The 15,409-nt window shown below is 69.5% G+C and carries 17 protein-coding genes; 12 read left to right on the plus strand and 5 right to left on the minus strand.

What is annotated here, in order from left to right; translation table 11 throughout:
• Positions 1–4: 4 nt before the first annotated feature.
• The gene (locus FKR81_RS07425; protein ID WP_146350184.1) at positions 5–679 is read left to right on the plus strand and encodes a hypothetical protein; all 675 of its coding nucleotides are present in this window, start codon (positions 5–7) and stop codon (positions 677–679) included.
• Positions 676–1,041: a GntR family transcriptional regulator gene (locus FKR81_RS07430; protein ID WP_146350185.1), complete on the plus strand. Its 366-nt coding sequence runs from the start codon at positions 676–678 to the stop codon at positions 1,039–1,041. Before FKR81_RS07425 ends, FKR81_RS07430 begins: the two co-directional genes overlap by 4 nt.
• On the opposite strand, the gene FKR81_RS07435 is transcribed toward FKR81_RS07430, so the two are convergent.
• Positions 1,026–1,472, minus strand: coding sequence for a hypothetical protein (locus FKR81_RS07435; protein ID WP_146350186.1), 447 nt, complete (start codon positions 1,470–1,472; stop codon positions 1,026–1,028). The genes FKR81_RS07430 and FKR81_RS07435 overlap by 16 nt on opposite strands.
• Here FKR81_RS07435 and FKR81_RS07440 point away from each other — a divergent pair.
• The 7 genes from FKR81_RS07440 to FKR81_RS07470 all read left to right on the plus strand — a co-directional run bounded on the left by FKR81_RS07440 (position 1,471) and on the right by FKR81_RS07470 (position 8,397).
• Complete coding sequence (locus tag FKR81_RS07440) at positions 1,471–3,033, plus strand: dynamin family protein (RefSeq protein WP_186762820.1); 1,563 nt, start codon at positions 1,471–1,473, stop codon at positions 3,031–3,033. The genes FKR81_RS07435 and FKR81_RS07440 overlap by 2 nt on opposite strands.
• Before the next feature lie 14 nt (positions 3,034–3,047).
• A complete protein-coding gene (gene grpE, locus FKR81_RS07445) occupies positions 3,048–3,392 on the plus strand; it encodes a nucleotide exchange factor GrpE (protein WP_146350188.1) in 345 nt (114 codons plus the stop codon).
• Entirely contained in the window at positions 3,389–5,203 is a 1,815-nt protein-coding gene (locus tag FKR81_RS07450) for a dynamin family protein (RefSeq protein WP_146350189.1), read from the plus strand. The genes grpE and FKR81_RS07450 overlap by 4 nt, the downstream gene beginning before the upstream one ends.
• 227 nt (positions 5,204–5,430) lie before the next feature.
• Positions 5,431–6,090 carry a hypothetical protein gene (locus FKR81_RS07455; RefSeq protein WP_146350190.1) on the plus strand — a complete coding sequence of 220 codons (660 nt, stop codon included), beginning with the start codon at positions 5,431–5,433 and terminating at the stop codon, positions 6,088–6,090.
• Complete coding sequence (locus FKR81_RS07460; RefSeq protein ID WP_235921367.1) at positions 6,087–6,971, plus strand: copper resistance D family protein; 885 nt, start codon at positions 6,087–6,089, stop codon at positions 6,969–6,971. The genes FKR81_RS07455 and FKR81_RS07460 overlap by 4 nt, the downstream gene beginning before the upstream one ends.
• A 20-nt stretch (positions 6,972–6,991) precedes the next feature.
• A complete protein-coding gene (locus FKR81_RS07465) occupies positions 6,992–7,849 on the plus strand; it encodes a cupredoxin domain-containing protein (RefSeq protein ID WP_235921368.1) in 858 nt (285 codons plus the stop codon).
• The gene (locus tag FKR81_RS07470; RefSeq protein ID WP_146350192.1) at positions 7,849–8,397 is read left to right on the plus strand and encodes a cupredoxin domain-containing protein; all 549 of its coding nucleotides are present in this window, start codon (positions 7,849–7,851) and stop codon (positions 8,395–8,397) included. Before FKR81_RS07465 ends, FKR81_RS07470 begins: the two co-directional genes overlap by 1 nt.
• A 1-nt stretch (position 8,398) precedes the next feature.
• On the opposite strand, the gene FKR81_RS07475 is transcribed toward FKR81_RS07470, so the two are convergent.
• Positions 8,399–8,953, minus strand: a complete 555-nt coding sequence (locus FKR81_RS07475; protein WP_146350193.1) for a M23 family metallopeptidase — start codon at positions 8,951–8,953, stop codon at positions 8,399–8,401.
• A gap of 159 nt (positions 8,954–9,112) precedes the next feature.
• On the opposite strand from FKR81_RS07475, the gene FKR81_RS07480 reads away from it, so the two are divergent.
• The 3 genes from FKR81_RS07480 to FKR81_RS07490 all read left to right on the plus strand — a co-directional run bounded on the left by FKR81_RS07480 (position 9,113) and on the right by FKR81_RS07490 (position 12,206).
• A complete protein-coding gene (locus tag FKR81_RS07480; RefSeq protein WP_146350194.1) occupies positions 9,113–9,799 on the plus strand; it encodes a DUF6802 family protein in 687 nt (228 codons plus the stop codon).
• Between the two features lie 303 nt (positions 9,800–10,102).
• Positions 10,103–11,914 (plus strand): phosphoenolpyruvate carboxykinase (GTP), encoded by a 1,812-nt coding sequence (locus tag FKR81_RS07485; protein WP_146350195.1) that lies wholly within the window; start codon positions 10,103–10,105, stop codon positions 11,912–11,914.
• Positions 11,915–11,987: 73 nt separating this feature from the next.
• Positions 11,988–12,206 carry a hypothetical protein gene (locus tag FKR81_RS07490; RefSeq protein ID WP_146350196.1) on the plus strand — a complete coding sequence of 73 codons (219 nt, stop codon included), beginning with the start codon at positions 11,988–11,990 and terminating at the stop codon, positions 12,204–12,206.
• A 209-nt stretch (positions 12,207–12,415) separates the two neighbouring features.
• Here FKR81_RS07490 and FKR81_RS07495 read toward each other — a convergent pair whose 3' ends face one another.
• From FKR81_RS07495 to FKR81_RS07505, 3 genes are all read right to left on the minus strand, one after another.
• The gene (locus tag FKR81_RS07495; protein ID WP_235921369.1) at positions 12,416–13,258 is read right to left on the minus strand and encodes a septum formation family protein; all 843 of its coding nucleotides are present in this window, start codon (positions 13,256–13,258) and stop codon (positions 12,416–12,418) included.
• A complete protein-coding gene (locus tag FKR81_RS07500) occupies positions 13,255–14,511 on the minus strand; it encodes a C15 family peptidase (protein ID WP_235921370.1) in 1,257 nt (418 codons plus the stop codon). The genes FKR81_RS07495 and FKR81_RS07500 overlap by 4 nt, the downstream gene beginning before the upstream one ends.
• Before the next feature lie 95 nt (positions 14,512–14,606).
• Positions 14,607–15,368 (minus strand): LamB/YcsF family protein, encoded by a 762-nt coding sequence (locus FKR81_RS07505; protein ID WP_146350197.1) that lies wholly within the window; start codon positions 15,366–15,368, stop codon positions 14,607–14,609.
• Between the last annotated feature and the right edge of the window lie 41 nt (positions 15,369–15,409).

Consider the following 15,409-nt stretch of genomic DNA (forward strand, 5'->3'; position numbering starts at 1 on the left):
TGTCGTGACCGAGTTCTTGGTGACCTCGCTGGTCTACGGGGTGGTGGGCCTCGTGCTGCTCATGGCGTTGTGGCCGGTGCCGAGCACCGGGCGCCGCCTGCTGGAGAAGTGGAAGGTCGCCGAACCGTCACCCGAGCAGGTGGCCGAAGGCGTGCGCTACCTGAAGCGGCGCAGGCTGCTCTACCCGTGGCTCTACGTCGCGGCCGGCTTTATGACCGGGAAGTTCCAGGGTTCGCTCGACGGCATCGTGATCACCGTGCTCATCGGCACCCTGCTCGCCGAGCTCATCGCGCTGCGCCCTCCTCGTGACCCGCTGCGGCAGGCGACGCTCGTGCCGCGCAGCCTCTTCGTCATCGCCTCGCCGGTCGTGGCCGCCACCTACCTGGCCGGGGTGATCACCTCGGTCGTCCTGGTGCTGCTCTGGCGAGGCACCGTCGAACTGGTCGCGGTGCTGGTGTCGGCGCTCGTCGTCGCCGTGGTGACCTGGGCCGCGGTGGTGCGGCCCGCCAGCGGCGACCCGGACGTGGACAGCGCGCTGCGCACCCGCAGCATCCACGTGTCGATGGGGCTCGGCATCTCGGTCGCGCTCGGTCTGGCGGGCGGGTTCGCGGCGCTGGCCGGGATCCTGTTCTGGGTCGCGATGGCGAACACCCCGCCGCGCGAGCGGGAGATCGCGTGAGCACCCGCATCGTCGTCGACGTCGAAAGCGGCGTCGCGCCGTGGCGGCAGGTCCGCGACCAGCTCGAACGGCTGATCATCGGTGGTCAGCTGCCGGTCGGTTCGCGGCTGCCGACGATCAGGCAGCTCGCGACCGACCTCGGTCTGGCGGCGGGAACGGTCGCGCGCGCCTACCGCGAGCTGGAGACGGCGGGCGTGCTCAGAACGGGGCGAAGGCAGGGAACGGTGGTGGCCGCCCTGCCTTCGCATCATCCGGATCCGCTCGCCCTCGCCGCGGCGGAGTACGGCGCGGTCGCCATGTCCCTCGGTGCGAGCCTGGAACAGGCGGTCGACGCCGTCCGGGTGGTCTACGGGGTCGAATAGGGTTCGCGCGGGGACTCGATGACGGTTCGCTGCACCCGAGGTTCGGTGATGTGCGAGTGACGCTCGTCGAATATGCGGTGGTCCTCGGCCATCTCGTCCGCCATCTGCCGCTGCATCTGGCGCTCCCTGATGCGCGAGAGGATGGCCATCGTGCCCGCGTGCGTCAGCGCCAGAACCAGCAGCAGGATGCCCAGCTTCGCCACGACGTTCTTCGCCGTGTCAGCCGAGTCGAACTCGATCAGCGACACCAGGAGGACAAGACCGAGCACCACGAGGTGGAAGAGCACGGTCGCCAGCCGCATCATCGCGGTGGCCTCAGCGGGTTCGTACGCCTTGCGCATGTACCGCTTACCGCTGTGGTAGATCAGCTGGCCGTCGACCGCGACCAGGAGAACCCCCAGCACCAAGAACGTGACGTAGCTGTCGCCCATGAGCTGTGGCTACCCGCCTACCGGCCGTCACAAACCGTGGCACGATCAGGCCGTGACCGCGCTCCAGGGGCAGCAGCTGGCCGGGCCGCTCTCCGCGGCCGTGGCCAACCTGTGCGTGGCGCTGCAGCCCCAGGTCTCGCCCGCCACCGCGGCCGGGTTCGCCGAGGTGCTGCGCCGGTTGCAGGCGCCGCTCCAGGTCGCCGTCGCCGGTCGCATCAAGTCCGGGAAGTCCACGCTCGTCAACGCGTTGATCGGCCGCCGGGTCGCGCCGACGGACGTAGGTGAGTGCACCCGGCTCGTCACCCGATTCCAGTACGGCAACGTCGACCGCGTCGAGGTCGTCTTCACCGACGGGCGCAGGCTGGTGCTGCCGTTCGACGCCGACGGCATGATCCCCGCGTCGCTCGGCGTGGACGTCGCACAGGTGTCGCACGTCGAGGCGTACCTGACGAACGCGGTGCTGCGGGACTTCACGGTCATCGACACACCGGGGCTCGGCTCGCTGGACGCGGCGTCCGTCGCGCGGACCGAGGAACTGCTGGATCCCGTGTCGCGCAACGCGGTCGCCGGCGCGGAGGCCGTGCTGTACGTCGTCACGCAGGGCGTGCGCGCGGACGACCACCAGGCCATCGCCGCCTTCACCGCCGCCACCGCGTCACGTGAAGCCGGTCCGGTCAACGCGTTCGCCGTGCTGAACAAGGTCGACGCCGTCGCGCCCGAGACCGTGGAGGGCGCGGACGGAGACGTGTGGCGCGCGGCCGTGATCCTCGCGCGGAAGCAGGCGCAGCTGCTCAAGCCGCGCGTCGCGGACGTGCTGCCGGTGATCAGCCTGCTCGCCGAGTCCGCCGAGACCGGCAGTTTCTCCGCGCCGGACGCGGAGTCGTTGCGGCAGCTCGCCCAGCTGGACGCGGAGACGCGCGAGATGATGCTGATGTCCGGCGACCTCTTCACCAGCTGGGAGTGCGACGTCCCGAGCGGCACGCGCGCACGGCTGCTGGAGAAGCTCGACCTGCACGGCATCGGCGAGGCGCTGAAGGCGGTCGACGCCGAGCCCGCGATCACCGCGGGCGCGTTGCGCCGCAAACTGCTCGACTCGTCCGGCTTCGCGGAGGTGCGCGGCAGGCTGGACGCGGTGTTCCGGGCCCGCGCGGACGGGATCAAGGCCGCTGCCGCGCTCGCGTCCGTGACGTCGTTGTCGTCCGCCGATCCGGGCGAACGCCGCCGCGTGCACGACGCGATCGAGGTGCTGCTCGCCAAGCCCGAAGCGCACCAGCTCCGGCTGCTGGAGGCGTTGACGCTGGTCGTGTCCGGCGCCGTCGCCATGCCGGAGGACCTCGCCGAGGAGGTGCTGCGGGTCGGCAGCACCCCCGACATCCCCGGCCGGCTCGGTCTCGCCGGCCGCCCCGTTCAGGAACTCACCGCCTACGCGCTCGAACGCGCGGGCTGGTGGCGCTCGTTCGCGTCGTTCGGAGCCACGCCCGCGCAGGGCCGAGTGGCGCACGTCGTGCACAGGGCGTATTTCCTGATGTGGCAGCAACTGCGTGCTGGGGGGCAGCGATGAGTGGAACCGATCCCATGATCCAACCGTCGGAAACCGGTGTGGAGACCATCGCCGACGAGTTGCTCGACCAGGCACTGGCCGAGCGACGCGCGCTGGTGCAGCTGTGCGTGTACGCCATGGACCGGGCCCGCAGCTCGGGCGTGGTCGAGCGCATCGAGGAGGGCCTCGCGGGCATCGGCGTGACCGCCGTGCGACCGGACGGCCAGCGCTTCGACCCGTCGCGGCACGAGGCGGGCGGCACCGTGCAGACGGACGACCCGACGCTCGACGGGCTGGTCGCCGAGACCGAGGTCGTCGGCTTCTCCGACCGCGGGCGCACGCTGCGCGCCCCGATCGTCACGGTGTACACAGCCAGGTGAGCACCCTTCCGCAGACCGTCCGGCAGACCAGGGAACGACTCACCGCCCTGGTCCGCGAGCTCGACCCCAAGGCGGCCGACTGGCTCGTGCCGCCGACCGCGACGCCCACGGTCGTGGTGGTCGGCGAGACGAACCGCGGCAAGAGCTCACTGGTCAACGCGCTGCTCGCGGTGCCGGGACTGTCGCCGGTCGACGCCGACGTCGCCACCGCGACCTACCTGGTGTTCCAGCACGGCGCGGACTGGGCGACTCGCGCGTGCTATCCGGGCCAGCTGGCGCCGGTGCCGTTCGACCGGTCCCAGATGATCAACTGGGTGTCGGCGGCGCACGAGCTGCCGCCCGGCCAGCTGCCGCCGCGCTACGTCGAGGTGGACGCGCCGATCCCGCTGCTGGAACGCATGTCCCTCGTGGACACTCCCGGAGTCGGCGGACTCGACTCCGTGCACGGTGAACTGGCCGCCGAGGCCGCCGCTTCGGCGACCGCGCTGCTGTTCGTGGTCGACGCGTCGTCGCCGTTCACCCGCGGCGAGCTGACGTTCCTCCAGACCGTCGGCGACCGCGTCGAGACCGTCGTCTTCGCGCTGACCAAGACCGACCAGTACCGCGGCTGGCGGCAGGTGCTGGACGCGAACAAGGCGCTGCTCGCCGAGCACGCGCCGCGGTTCGCCTCCGTGGTCTTCCACCCGGTGTCGTCGCGGCTGTTCGAGATGGCGGCGAAGGCACCGAACCCGGACGCCGGCGCGATGCTGCGCGAGCGGTCCGGCATCGCCGAGCTGCAGACCGCGTTGCAGGAGCTCGTGGTCGGCAGGGCCGCGATGCTCGGCGAGGCGAACACGTTGCGCGCCTTGGCGACCGTGCTCGCCGAGCTGGACGTGCGGCTGGACTCCGAACGCCGTGCGCTCGCGACGGGTGAGTCGGAGGCCGAGGCGCTGCGGCTGCGCCGTGACGAGCTGATGACCGAGCGGCGTTCGTCCACGCGCGGCTGGCAGGTGCGGCTGCGCGGCGAGGTGCAGCGCGCCCGCGTCGAGAACAACCACGAGATCAGCAGGCAGATGCGCGATCTGCAGACGTGGTTCCGGCAGGCGGTCGACGTCGCGTCACGCGAGCAGCTCGCCGGCCTGCCCCAGCAGGTCGACACCGCGCTGCAGGTGGTGTCCGGCCGCATCAGCGAGGGCCTCGCGTTCCGGCTGGCCCGCGTCGCGGACGCGTCGCTCGCCGAGCTGTTCTCCGCCGACGAGCTCGCGGTGATCCGCGGCCAGTTCGCCCGCGGCGCCCAACCGCCGATCATCTTGCGCCCCAAGGACAAGCGCCCGCCGACGGCCGAGGACAAGCTGCTCGTGTTCATGGGTGTCTCCGGCGGGCTCGGCGCGGGCAAGCTCGCCGTCATGCCGCTGGCCGGGCTCGGCGTCGCCGCGCTGAACCCGATCGTGCTGCCGGTGACCATCGTGCTCGGGCTCGGCGCCGGCTGGTGGATGGCCCGCACCCGCACGCACACCGCCGAGAAGCAGCACGTCAAGCAGTGGCTGTCGGACGCCATCGCGGACGCTCGGTCCACTTTGGACCAGCTCGCCGCCGAGCAGCTGATCGAGGCCGAGCAGGCGCTGTCGCTCGCGCTGGACGAGGCGCTCACCCGCCGCATCGAGGCCATCGAGGCCGAGCTGCGCGAGGTCGAGAAGGCGATGCGGATGGAGGCGGGCGAACGCGGCCGCGAGCTCCAGTCCGTCACGAAGAAGATCGCCGAGGTGCAGGCGGGCCGGGTGAAGACGGACGAGCTGCTCGCGCGAATCCGATCGGTCCGCGATCGGTCCTGAAAGAGCAACAACGAACGTGTCCGTCGCGGGATACGCATGAATTTCCAATTCGATCGAACTTAATCGAGTGGTGCTCATTTTCGCTGGTCAGGACGCTGTTGTTCGTGCAACTTAATTGCGTGTGACCGAAGGTGCACCGGGTGTATTCGGCGGAAATGGGGTCTAGTTCACGGCCGCGTCACTGAATGGGCACGCCGGGTAATTCGCCACTGCTTCGCTCTTGAAGCATGAAGCTGCAGCGAGACCAGGTGGTCGCGGCGAGCCTGGTGGGCACCGTGGTCGTGGTGCTCGGGTTCGCCTCCGGCATCGGACGCGTCGCGCAAGGCGGGGTGGCCCAGGCGCAGACGCCGCCCAGCCAGACGCGGTCCGAGCAGCCGCACCCGGCGGACCACGCGCCGCAACCGGTGGCGCACAACCCCGCCCCGGTCGCGCACCAGCCTGGCCCTGGCCCGCACGTGCCCGCGCCGACCCATCCGCACCCGACTGCGCCTCCCAGCACGCCGACCACCACGCCGACCCAGCCGACCAAGCCGGCCGCACCGTGCGACGCGGGCGCGATCGCCGCGTTGCTGAAGCAGCTCGGCGTGCTCGTCGGTGAGCTGCCGATCGTCGGTGAGCTGACCGGTGGAGCGCTGGCGGTCGACGGCTTGTCGTTGGTGGACAAGAGACTCGTGGGTGCGGTCGACCCCGCGCTGCTGACCGGGCTGCTCGGGTCACTCGGCGGCAGCCTGCCGCTGGGCAAACTGCCGGTGGGCACCCTTCCGCTGGGCGGCACCGACGCGGCCCCGGCCGACCTGTCGGCGCTGACCGGCCTGCTCGGTGGGACGTGCCGGCTCGTCGTGGACCAGAAGACCGGCCGCGTCACCGGACTGCTGGACCAGCCGTGACCGAGGCGGCGAAGTCCTGGTACCTGCTGTCGAGGTCGTTCGACTACCTGGGCACCACGTTCTTCCTGGGCGGCATGGCGTTCGTGGCGATGCTGTGGCCGGACGGCGCGAGCACCGCGCGCGTGCGCAGGCTGCTCGGGTTCGGCTGGCTGTGCGGCTTCGCGGGCTCGGCCGCCGGGCTGTGCTTCCAGGCGGCGTGGGTCGCGGGCAGGCCACCGGGCGAGGCGTTCACGCTGGCGGTCGTCGGACCGGTGCTGGACAGCGAGTTCGGCAGGCTGTGGGTCGCGCGGGTGCTGCTGTGGGTGCTCGGGCTGGTCGTGCTGATCGACCTGGCCCGCCGCGGCGCGCCGGCCGCACGATCGCTCGCGTGGCGCGTCGGTGCGCTCGCGGTCGGGCTGGGTGTGTTGCGCACCAACGGGATGACCGGCCACGCGGTGGACCTGCCCGGCTGGGGACAGGTCGCGGTGTTCGTGCACCTGCTCGTCGTCAGCCTGTGGATCGGTGGGCTCGCGGTGCTGCTGCTCGCCGTCCTGCCCGGACGCGACCGCGCCGTGCTCGCCGCCGTCCTGCCGCGCTACTCGAAGCTCGCGATGGTCTCCGTCGCCACGCTCACCGCCGCGGGCGCGCTGCTCGCGTGGCGGCTCGTCGGCTCGGTCGACTCGCTGCTGCACACCGGCTACGGCCGGATTCTGCTGATCAAGCTCGCCGCGTTCGCGGTGATGCTGCTCGCCGGACTGGCGAGCAAGACCTGGGTCGACCGGCGCATGAAGGTCGCCGCCGACACCAGGACGCTCGCCATCTCGGTCACCGTCGAGACGGTCCTCGCCGTCGCCGTACTCGGGGTGGCCGCTTTCCTCGTCACGACCGGTCCCGGTCGCTGATGCACCAGAAAGGATCCACTGTGGACAAACCAACTCGGTTCGCCGTGCTGCTGGCGGCGCTCGGCATCGCGGGGACGGCGATGTGCCTCAACCTCGTGGGCGCGGGCCAGGCGGCACCGGTGGGCGTCGACCTCGCCGCGCAGCAGCAACAGGTGCAGGCCGCGGCGACGACCAAGGTCGAGATCATGAACTACGCCTACTCGCCGTCGGCGCTGACCGTGGCGCCCGGCGACACGGTCGTCTGGACGAACCACGACTCGGCACCGCACAACGTGGTCGTGACCTCGGGCCCGGAGAAGTTCACCTCGCCCACCCTGCAGCAGGGGCAGACCTACACCTACACGTTCACCAAGGCGGGCACGTACCAGTACTACTGCTCGATCCACCCGGACATGAAGGCGTCGGTCACCGTGTCCGGCGGCACGACGCCGCCGACCACGACTCCTCCGACCACCACGCCACCGGTCACCACGACCCCGCCGACCGGCCATCCGACGACCCACCCCAGCTCGCCGACCAGCACGCCGCCGACCAGCGGTGACTGCGTGTCGAAGGAAGCGCTCGCCCCGTTCGTCGCCCACCTCAAGGCGGCGCACCTGGAGACTTCGCCGCTCCAGCAGGTGAACGACGTGCTGGCGTTCGACAACTACATCAAGGCGCACACGGTGCTGCTGGAGCAGATGCTCGACCCGGCACTCGGCTCGTCGCTGCCCCAGGACGTGCTCGCGCCGTTCATCGCGCACGTGAAGGCGGCGCACCTGGAGACCTCGCCGGTGCAGCAGGTCAACGACGCGCTGGCGTTCGACAACTACATCAAGGCGCACACCGTGCTCCTCGAGCAGATGCTCGACCCGGCGTTCAACCAGGCGATCTGCTGATGAGGCGCGGCCTGGCCAGTGCCGTCCTGGCCGCGCTCGCCGTGCTGACCGCGTTCAGCACGGCGCCTGCGGGCGCGGCAACGCACCAGATCCCCATCGCCCAGTACTCCTACATGCCGCCCGCCATGACCGTGCGGGTCGGCGACGTCGTCACGTGGACCAACCAGGACCAGGCACCGCACGACGTCGCGGCGGGCACGTTCCGCTCGCCGATGCTCGAGACCGGCCAGTCGTGGAGCTACACGTTCACCCAGCCCGGCACGTTCGACTACGTCTGCTCCATCCACCCGGACATGCGGGCGCGGATCACCGTGCTGGCAGCGGAAACCACTCAACCGTTGGCGCGGGAACCCGTCCAGACCACAACGGAGGCGGCAGCAGCACCGACCACCACCACAACCGCCGCCACGACCACCGCGGTCGCCGCGGCTGTCGTGCCGGCGCAGAAACCGAACGCACTCGACCCGATGTTGCTGCTCGCCGGTCTGGTCGCGGCCGTCACCACGTTGTGCCTCCTGCTGATCGGCTCACGACCAGACCGCGCCTAGCTCAGCAGTTCCTGCTGACCACGTTGCGGTGCTCGGGACCGCCGTAGGTCACGCCGTTGAACACGGCCTTGACCCGCTCGGTGCCGGGCGCGCCCCACGACGCCCTGCCGTCGTTGTTGGCGTCGTACGCCTGCTCGAAGTGCAGGTGCGGGTGGTTGTTGGCACCCGGCCCGGTCTTGCCGACGCGGCCGATCAGCTGCCCGCGCTTCACCCGCGCACCCACCGCGACCGCACGCGACTGGAGGTGGATCTGCGTGGTGAACCAGCGGCCACCGTGGTTGATCTGGATCATGTTGCCGGCGTTCGAGTGGTAGAACGACTGGTTGACGACTCCGTCGGCGGACGCGAGCACCGGCGCGCCCTCGGTGCCGACCTGGTTGGGCTCCTTGACCATGTCGAGCGCGGGCGCGTGACCCCAGGTGTTCAGCCGCCAGCTCGTGTTGCACTGGAACGGCAGCTGGAACGCGGGCTTCGCGAGCGCCTGTCCGACGAACGGTCCGCCCAGCAGCATGGCCGTGGCGAGTGACGCGATCGTCAGCCGTTTCGTGGTGAACATCGGTTCCCCCTTCTCGTGTTCGGACGTGATCCACCCTCCCGGACCGGTCTTGCAGACGTCTTGCACGGTGCGCCACGGGGTGGATGAGGTTGGCGACGGAACCGAACCGGCATAACGTGGGTCTTACCGGTACGCAGGAGCTGCAGGAGGTGTGTCCCGGTGTACATCGACGAGAACGGTGCGACCGACGGCGAGCTGAAGGTCACCGTGGCCGATGAGGAGTACACCGCTGAGGCCACCTACGACCTCGACGACGACGGCGTGAACGACAGCGCGGTGGTCGAGACCGACGACGGTGGACACCTGGCGTTCACCGACACGAACGGCGACGGCGACGCCGATCTGATGAGCACGTTCGACAAGGACGGGAAACTCCTCAGCCAAGCGCGCTTCGAAGAGAATTCGGGCGAGTGGGTCGAGGTGGCCCCGAACGACCACACGCAACAAAAGACGAATTCCACGCAGGAACAAACGATTGTCGTCGACACCGACGAAGGCGATCGCAAGGTCGGTCCGGCCACCGAGGACACCGACGGCGACGGCAGGGCCGACACCGCCGTGGTGCAGGACGACCACGGCGACACGTGGCTGTTCACCGACCGCGACGGGGACGGCAAGGCCGACCTGTCGACCGAGATCACCCGGTCGGGCGAGGTCACGATGGCGGAACACCGCGGTGACGACTGGGTAGAGGTCGAGCACGGGCACATCGACTCGGACGGCAAGTACGTCACGGACAGCAAGAGCGGCGTGCTCGACGACACCGACGTGTGGGTCGAGGAAGAGCGCTTCGACGGGGTCGTCCGAATCGATTCGACCACCGGGCAGTGGATCAGCCCCAACTGAAGCCCAGGTCACAGCACCGAAGGGTGCCCCAAACCACACCCAACGCCTCTTGTGTTTTCCCCGTTTAAGGGAGACATAACGCCGTCCGTGTGCTGAATCGATTCCAGAATCGGTTTTGTGAGAGAAGCCTCAGGCCAGGGGTGCGTTACCTGCCATTCACCGGGCTAACCTCGGTTCATCCCCTACCGCAACCGCCCGGCCCCCACCGGGCGGGCGCAGCTATTTCCGAGGACGACGAAGTCCATCCACACGGACGGTGACGTGCTCGGGAGGCCGAGGCGTTCAGTCAGGAGACGAGACGAGATGACGGCAGTGACCATTCCCGGTCTCGATCAGGCACCTACCAACCACGCGCGCCTGCTCGCATGGGTGCAGGAAGTCGCTGAGCTGACCTGCCCCGACGAGGTTGTTTGGGCTGATGGTTCCCAGGACGAGTGGAACCGCCTGACGCAGAAGCTCGTCGACGCGGGCACGTTCGTGCCGCTGAAGAAGAAGCCGAACTCGTTCTGGGCCGCCTCGGACCCCACGGACGTCGCGCGTGTGGAAGAGAGCACGTTCATCTGTTCGGTGCGCGAGGAAGACTCGGGCGCGACGAACAACTGGATGGAGCCTTCAGAGATGAAGGCCATCATGACCGAGCTGTACCGCGGCTGCATGCGTGGCCGCACGATGTACGTGATCCCGTTCTGCATGGGCCCGCTCGACGCGGAGAAGCCGATGCTGGGCGTCGAGATCACCGACTCCGAGTACGTCGTCGTCTCCATGCACATCATGACCCGCATGGGCTCCAAGGCGCTCGCGGTGTTCGGCGAGGACGCGGAGTTCGTGCCCGCGCTGCACTCGCTCGGCGCGCCGCTCGAGCACGGCCAGGCCGACGTCTCGTGGCCGTGCAACGACACGAAGTACATCGTCCACTTCCCCGAGGAGCGGATGATCTGGAGCTTCGGCTCCGGCTACGGCGGCAACGCCCTGCTCGGCAAGAAGTGCTACTCGCTGCGCATCGCCTCGGTGATGGCGCGCGACGAGGGCTGGCTGGCCGAGCACATGCTGATCCTCAAGCTCACCTCGCCCGAGGACAAGGTCTACTTCATCGCGGCCGCGTTCCCGTCGGCCTGCGGCAAGACCAACCTCGCGATGCTCGAGCCGAGCATCCCCGGCTGGAAGGTCGAGACGCTCGGCGACGACATCGCCTGGATGCGCTTCGGCAAGGACGGCCGCCTGTACGCGGTGAACCCGGAGAACGGCTTCTTCGGCGTCGCGCCCGGCACGGACTACCACACCAACCCGAACGCGATGCGCACCATCGCGAAGGGCAACTCGCTGTTCACGAACGTCGCGCTGACCGACGACGGCGACATCTGGTGGGAGGGCATGGGCGAGCCCCCGGCCCACCTCACCTCGTGGAAGCACCAGGACTGGACGCCGGACTCCGAGGAGCTGTCGTCGCACCCGAACTCGCGTTACTGCACGCCGATCGAGCAGTGCGACATCAAGGCGCCCGAGTGGGACGACCCGAACGGCGTGCCGATCTCGGCGATCTTCTTCGGCGGCCGTCGCGCCACGACGATCCCGCTGGTCACCGAGTCCCGCGACTGGCAGCACGGCACCTACATGGGCGCCACGCTGTCGTCGGAGACCACGGCCGCCGCGGTCGGCAAGACCGGTGTCGTGCGCCGCGACCCGATGGCGATGCTGCCGTTCATCGGCTACAACGCCGGTGACTACTTCCAGCACTGGGTCGACCTCGGCAAGCGCGCGGACGCGGACAAGCTGCCGAAGATCTTCTACGTCAACTGGTTCCGCCGCGGCGACGACAAGCGCTTCCTGTGGCCCGGATTCGGCGAGAACTCGCGCGTGCTGAAGTGGGCCATCGAGCGCATCGAGGGCAAGGCCGCCGCGGTCGAGACCCCGATCGGGCACGTGCCGACCGCGGCTGACCTCGACCTCGAGGGCCTCGACACGCCGATCGAGGACATCGAGGCCGCGCTCGAGGTGAACGTCGACGAGTGGCGTGCCGAGATCCCGCTGGTCGAGGAGTGGTTCGCCAAGATCGGCGAGAAGGTCCCGACGACGCTGCGCGACGAGCTCGCCGCGCTGAAGCAGCGCCTGGGCTGAGTTTCCGGGTGTTTCCGTGACCCGGTGGACAACGACGTCCACCGGGTCACTCTTTTGAGGTACCAATAGTGGTGTGACGCAGGATGACGATCTCCCCGGCGGTCTCCACTTCGACGGCTCGGCACGTGATGTCCAGGTCGGGCCGATGACCGGGATCGTGCGCTACTACCCCGTCCCTGTGGATCAGCAACCGGCCTCGCGCACCCCGTGGTGGCGCCCCATGTTGTTGTTCATCGCCGGGCTCGTCCTAGGTGTGGTGCTCGGCGCCCTGCTGTCCACCGTCGTCCTCTGAGTTGTCCACAGGTTGTGCATGGAGTTGTGCACAGCTTGTGGACGAAAAATTGGGAGTGAACCTCACCCCCTCCGGGTACGTCCTATATGTGAGGACGGTCACTGAAGATCGTCACCTGGAGGAAAGGGAGGTGTGCCGTGGGGATCGTTGCGGGAGTTGCGATGCTGGTGCTGTCCCTTGCCGCGGTGCTGATGGTCGTGATCGCGGGACTAGTTCGGGAGCGGCTTGACGCCGAGTCCCCACAATCGTCCGCTGAAGGTACGGGACGCTTCCGCGTAGCAGATGGCGTTCGTCCATCCCTCTGACCAGGCCTGAGCGCCGAACGGCCGCCACGCGGCGATGACGTCGGTGCGCTTGTCCGATCCGACGTAGTCCGCGACGGCCTTCGCGCACTTGTCCTTCGCGATCGCGGTGATCTGGTCCTGCGACGGCGCGGGATCGGTGAACTTCCCCAGGGACACGACGCCCGGCACGGCCTCGCCGACGTGCGGCGTGTCGCACCCGACGAGCGCGAGCTTCGTGTCCTTGGCGGGAGAACCGGACGAGCACAGCTGGTAGGTGCCGAACCCGGAAGCGGCGAGCACGCCCTTCAGGCTTCCCTTGCGGCTCACCTTCTTCTCGTCGTTCGGCGACATCTCGATCACCGAGCACAACCGCCAGCGCTGGCCGTCCTCCCAGCCCTTCTTGTTGGGCCAGAACGCCCACACCTGCAGCCGCGTCGCGTCCGCGTCCGCACTGCCGAGGTACTCCGTGAGCGCGTCCCGGCACGGCGGCAACGCGGCGCGGCGCAGGTCCCGCTCACTCGGGTACTCCTTGGACAGCCCCGAGATCTCGCCGACCGCGGTGATCTCGGCCTCGTGCGGTTCACCGCACGCGAGCACCTTGAAGTCGGCGGAGTTCATGCACTGCCCGAGCTTCGGCAGGTCAGGAGCGGGTGCGGAGGCGGTGCTCGGCAGCGGTCCGGGGACCGCGTACCCCCCGACGTGGATCGCGCAGGCGGACACCGCCAGCATGGTCAGAAGGACGAGCACCGCCTGTCGCACACAGTTCACACCGCAGAGACTAGGGCTACCACCTGGTTGGCGATGTTCCGACGTTCGAGTTCGAAGGCGGCGTCGGTCAGCGCGGCCGGGTCGGTCGGCTGCCCGAGCACCGGCGTGTGCAGGTGTCCACCGACAACGTTGTTGGCCTGCATGCCGATCCGCACCCGGTTCGCCCGGTACATGCTCTCGTTGGACAGGTAGTCACCACCGCCACCGACCGCGGCCACCGCACCCGGCGTCGGCTGGTCCGTCCGGCAGCTCCGCGGCCCGACACCGGGCGTCGTGCCGACCGGCCACTCGCAGAACGACAGGTTGAACGCCACCGGGTACGGCGTCGTCTTCGCGTCGATCATCTTCTGGAACGGCAACGTCGTCTCGATGAACTCGGTGGCCGGCTGCGGCCAGCCCGCCGCGTTCGGCACCGTGCCGAAGCTGCGCAGGTCGTTGTTGTCCGGGAACCCACCGCGCCACCGAGCGGCCCACCGCTCGATGTCGAACCGCCCCGGCCTGCCCTGGCTGACCGTCACGAACCCCTGCGGCTTCGCCTTGACCGCGCTCCCGTAGAACTGCTCGACGATCCCCTCGTCGAACCCGCCCCACAGCACCGGCAGCACAGCGGCCTGCACGACGACCTTGCCCTCGGGCGTGTCGATCTCCCGCCCGTCGAGCTGCAACGCCGCCGCGCCGGCAGGGTTGCTGCGCCGCACCGTGGGCCCGTTGAGCTGGAACGGGTCGAACCCGGTGAGCACGATCCGCTTGGCCTTCTTGTTCGGGAAGTTGATGTCCCCGATCCCCCTGGACGCCCAGTCCAGGCCCTGGACGAGCTTCGCCCGTTCCTGCCCGTCCAACGCGAACCGCGGCTGCCACTGCCGCAGCGCCTTGGTCATCTGCAACCGCGCCCAGTACAGCGGCCGGTCGTCGAAGACGTCGTGGGTCTGCTCCTTGCCCTGCGCCCGCTTGACCGCCGTGCGCCACAGGTCCGCGCCGGCCTGCTCGGCCGTCTGCTGCGCCTGCCGCTTGACGAACGTGCGACACAGCTTCTGCGTGAACCGCTCCACGTCGTCGTCGAACCCGGCTCGCTTCGTCAGCTCAGGACCGACAGCCGGTCCGCCGGGTGCGAGCGTGTCGTCGAGGCGCTGCTCCTCGACCGTGAGCGGCGCGGCCGCGTCGTAACAGGAGGCCTTGTCCTGCGCGTTGGCGATGCCGGGTACCGCGACCAGGCTCAACGCGACCAGGGTCACCAGTCGGGCGATGTTGTTCACGCCGCTGATCCTCTCGGGGTGCGTGGGCCGGCAGAACCCTTCATCCGGCCCATTCCGTTGACTCTGTCCGTGTCGACAGGAATCAAGAGGGACGGTCAGGCGATGGATCGGCTGGCGTCGACACGGGGCACAGCCCGAACGGACACCCCGGCCGCCACCAGCGCATCGCGCACCGCCCGCGCGATCCCCACGGCCCCAGGCGTGTCGCCGTGAACGCAGATGGAGTCGGCCCGCACCCGGATGGCGCGCCCGTCGATGGACGTCAGCCACCCCTCGGTGGCGAGCTGGACGCACCGCTCGGCGATCTGGGCGGGCTGGTGCAGCACCGCACCGGGCAGCCCGCGCGGCACGAGCGTGCCGCTGGAGGTGTACGCCCGATCGGCGAACGCCTCGTAGCGCACGCTCAACCCGGCGACCTGGGCGCGCTTGAGCCAGACCGCACCGGGTAAGCCGAGCACGGCGAGCCGCGGGTCGAACAGTCGCACCGCGTCGACCACGGCATCGGCCTGAGCCTCGTGGCGCACCAGCGCGTTGTAGAGCGCGCCGTGCGGCTTCACGTAACTGATCCGGGCACCCGCCACCGCAGCGCAAGCCTGCAGAGCGCCGAGCTGGCACAGAATCTCGTTGGTCAGCGTGTCAGGCGCGACGTCGATGAAGCGTCGGCCGAAGCCCGCCAGGTCGCGATAGCCGACGTGGGCGCCGATGGCGACGCCGCGGGCGGCGGCCAGCATGGTGTCCGGGTCGCCGGCGTGGGCGCCGCAGGCGATGTTCGCGCTGGTGACGACGTCGAGCAGGGCCTTGTCGTCGCCGAGGGTCCAATGGCCGAAACCCTCACCGAGGTCCGCGTTCAGATCCATGGTTCACCGCCCTCGCCGGGAAGAGCAAGATTGTTGAACAA

The organism is Lentzea tibetensis (assembly GCF_007845675.1).
GTDB lineage: Bacteria > Actinomycetota > Actinomycetes > Mycobacteriales > Pseudonocardiaceae > Lentzea > Lentzea tibetensis.

Coding starts and splice junctions, on each gene's coding strand:
- FKR81_RS07440 (WP_186762820.1), top strand. CDS start 1,471: ATGAGCTGTGGCTACCCGCCTACCGGCCGTCACAAACCGTGGCACGAT.
- FKR81_RS07435 (WP_146350186.1), bottom strand. CDS start 1,472: ATGGGCGACAGCTACGTCACGTTCTTGGTGCTGGGGGTTCTCCTGGTC.
- grpE (WP_146350188.1), top strand. CDS start 3,048: ATGATCCAACCGTCGGAAACCGGTGTGGAGACCATCGCCGACGAGTTG.
- FKR81_RS07455 (WP_146350190.1), top strand. CDS start 5,431: ATGAAGCTGCAGCGAGACCAGGTGGTCGCGGCGAGCCTGGTGGGCACC.
- FKR81_RS07470 (WP_146350192.1), top strand. CDS start 7,849: ATGAGGCGCGGCCTGGCCAGTGCCGTCCTGGCCGCGCTCGCCGTGCTG.
- FKR81_RS07475 (WP_146350193.1), bottom strand. CDS start 8,953: ATGTTCACCACGAAACGGCTGACGATCGCGTCACTCGCCACGGCCATG.
- FKR81_RS07485 (WP_146350195.1), top strand. CDS start 10,103: ATGACGGCAGTGACCATTCCCGGTCTCGATCAGGCACCTACCAACCAC.
- FKR81_RS07505 (WP_146350197.1), bottom strand. CDS start 15,368: ATGGATCTGAACGCGGACCTCGGTGAGGGTTTCGGCCATTGGACCCTC.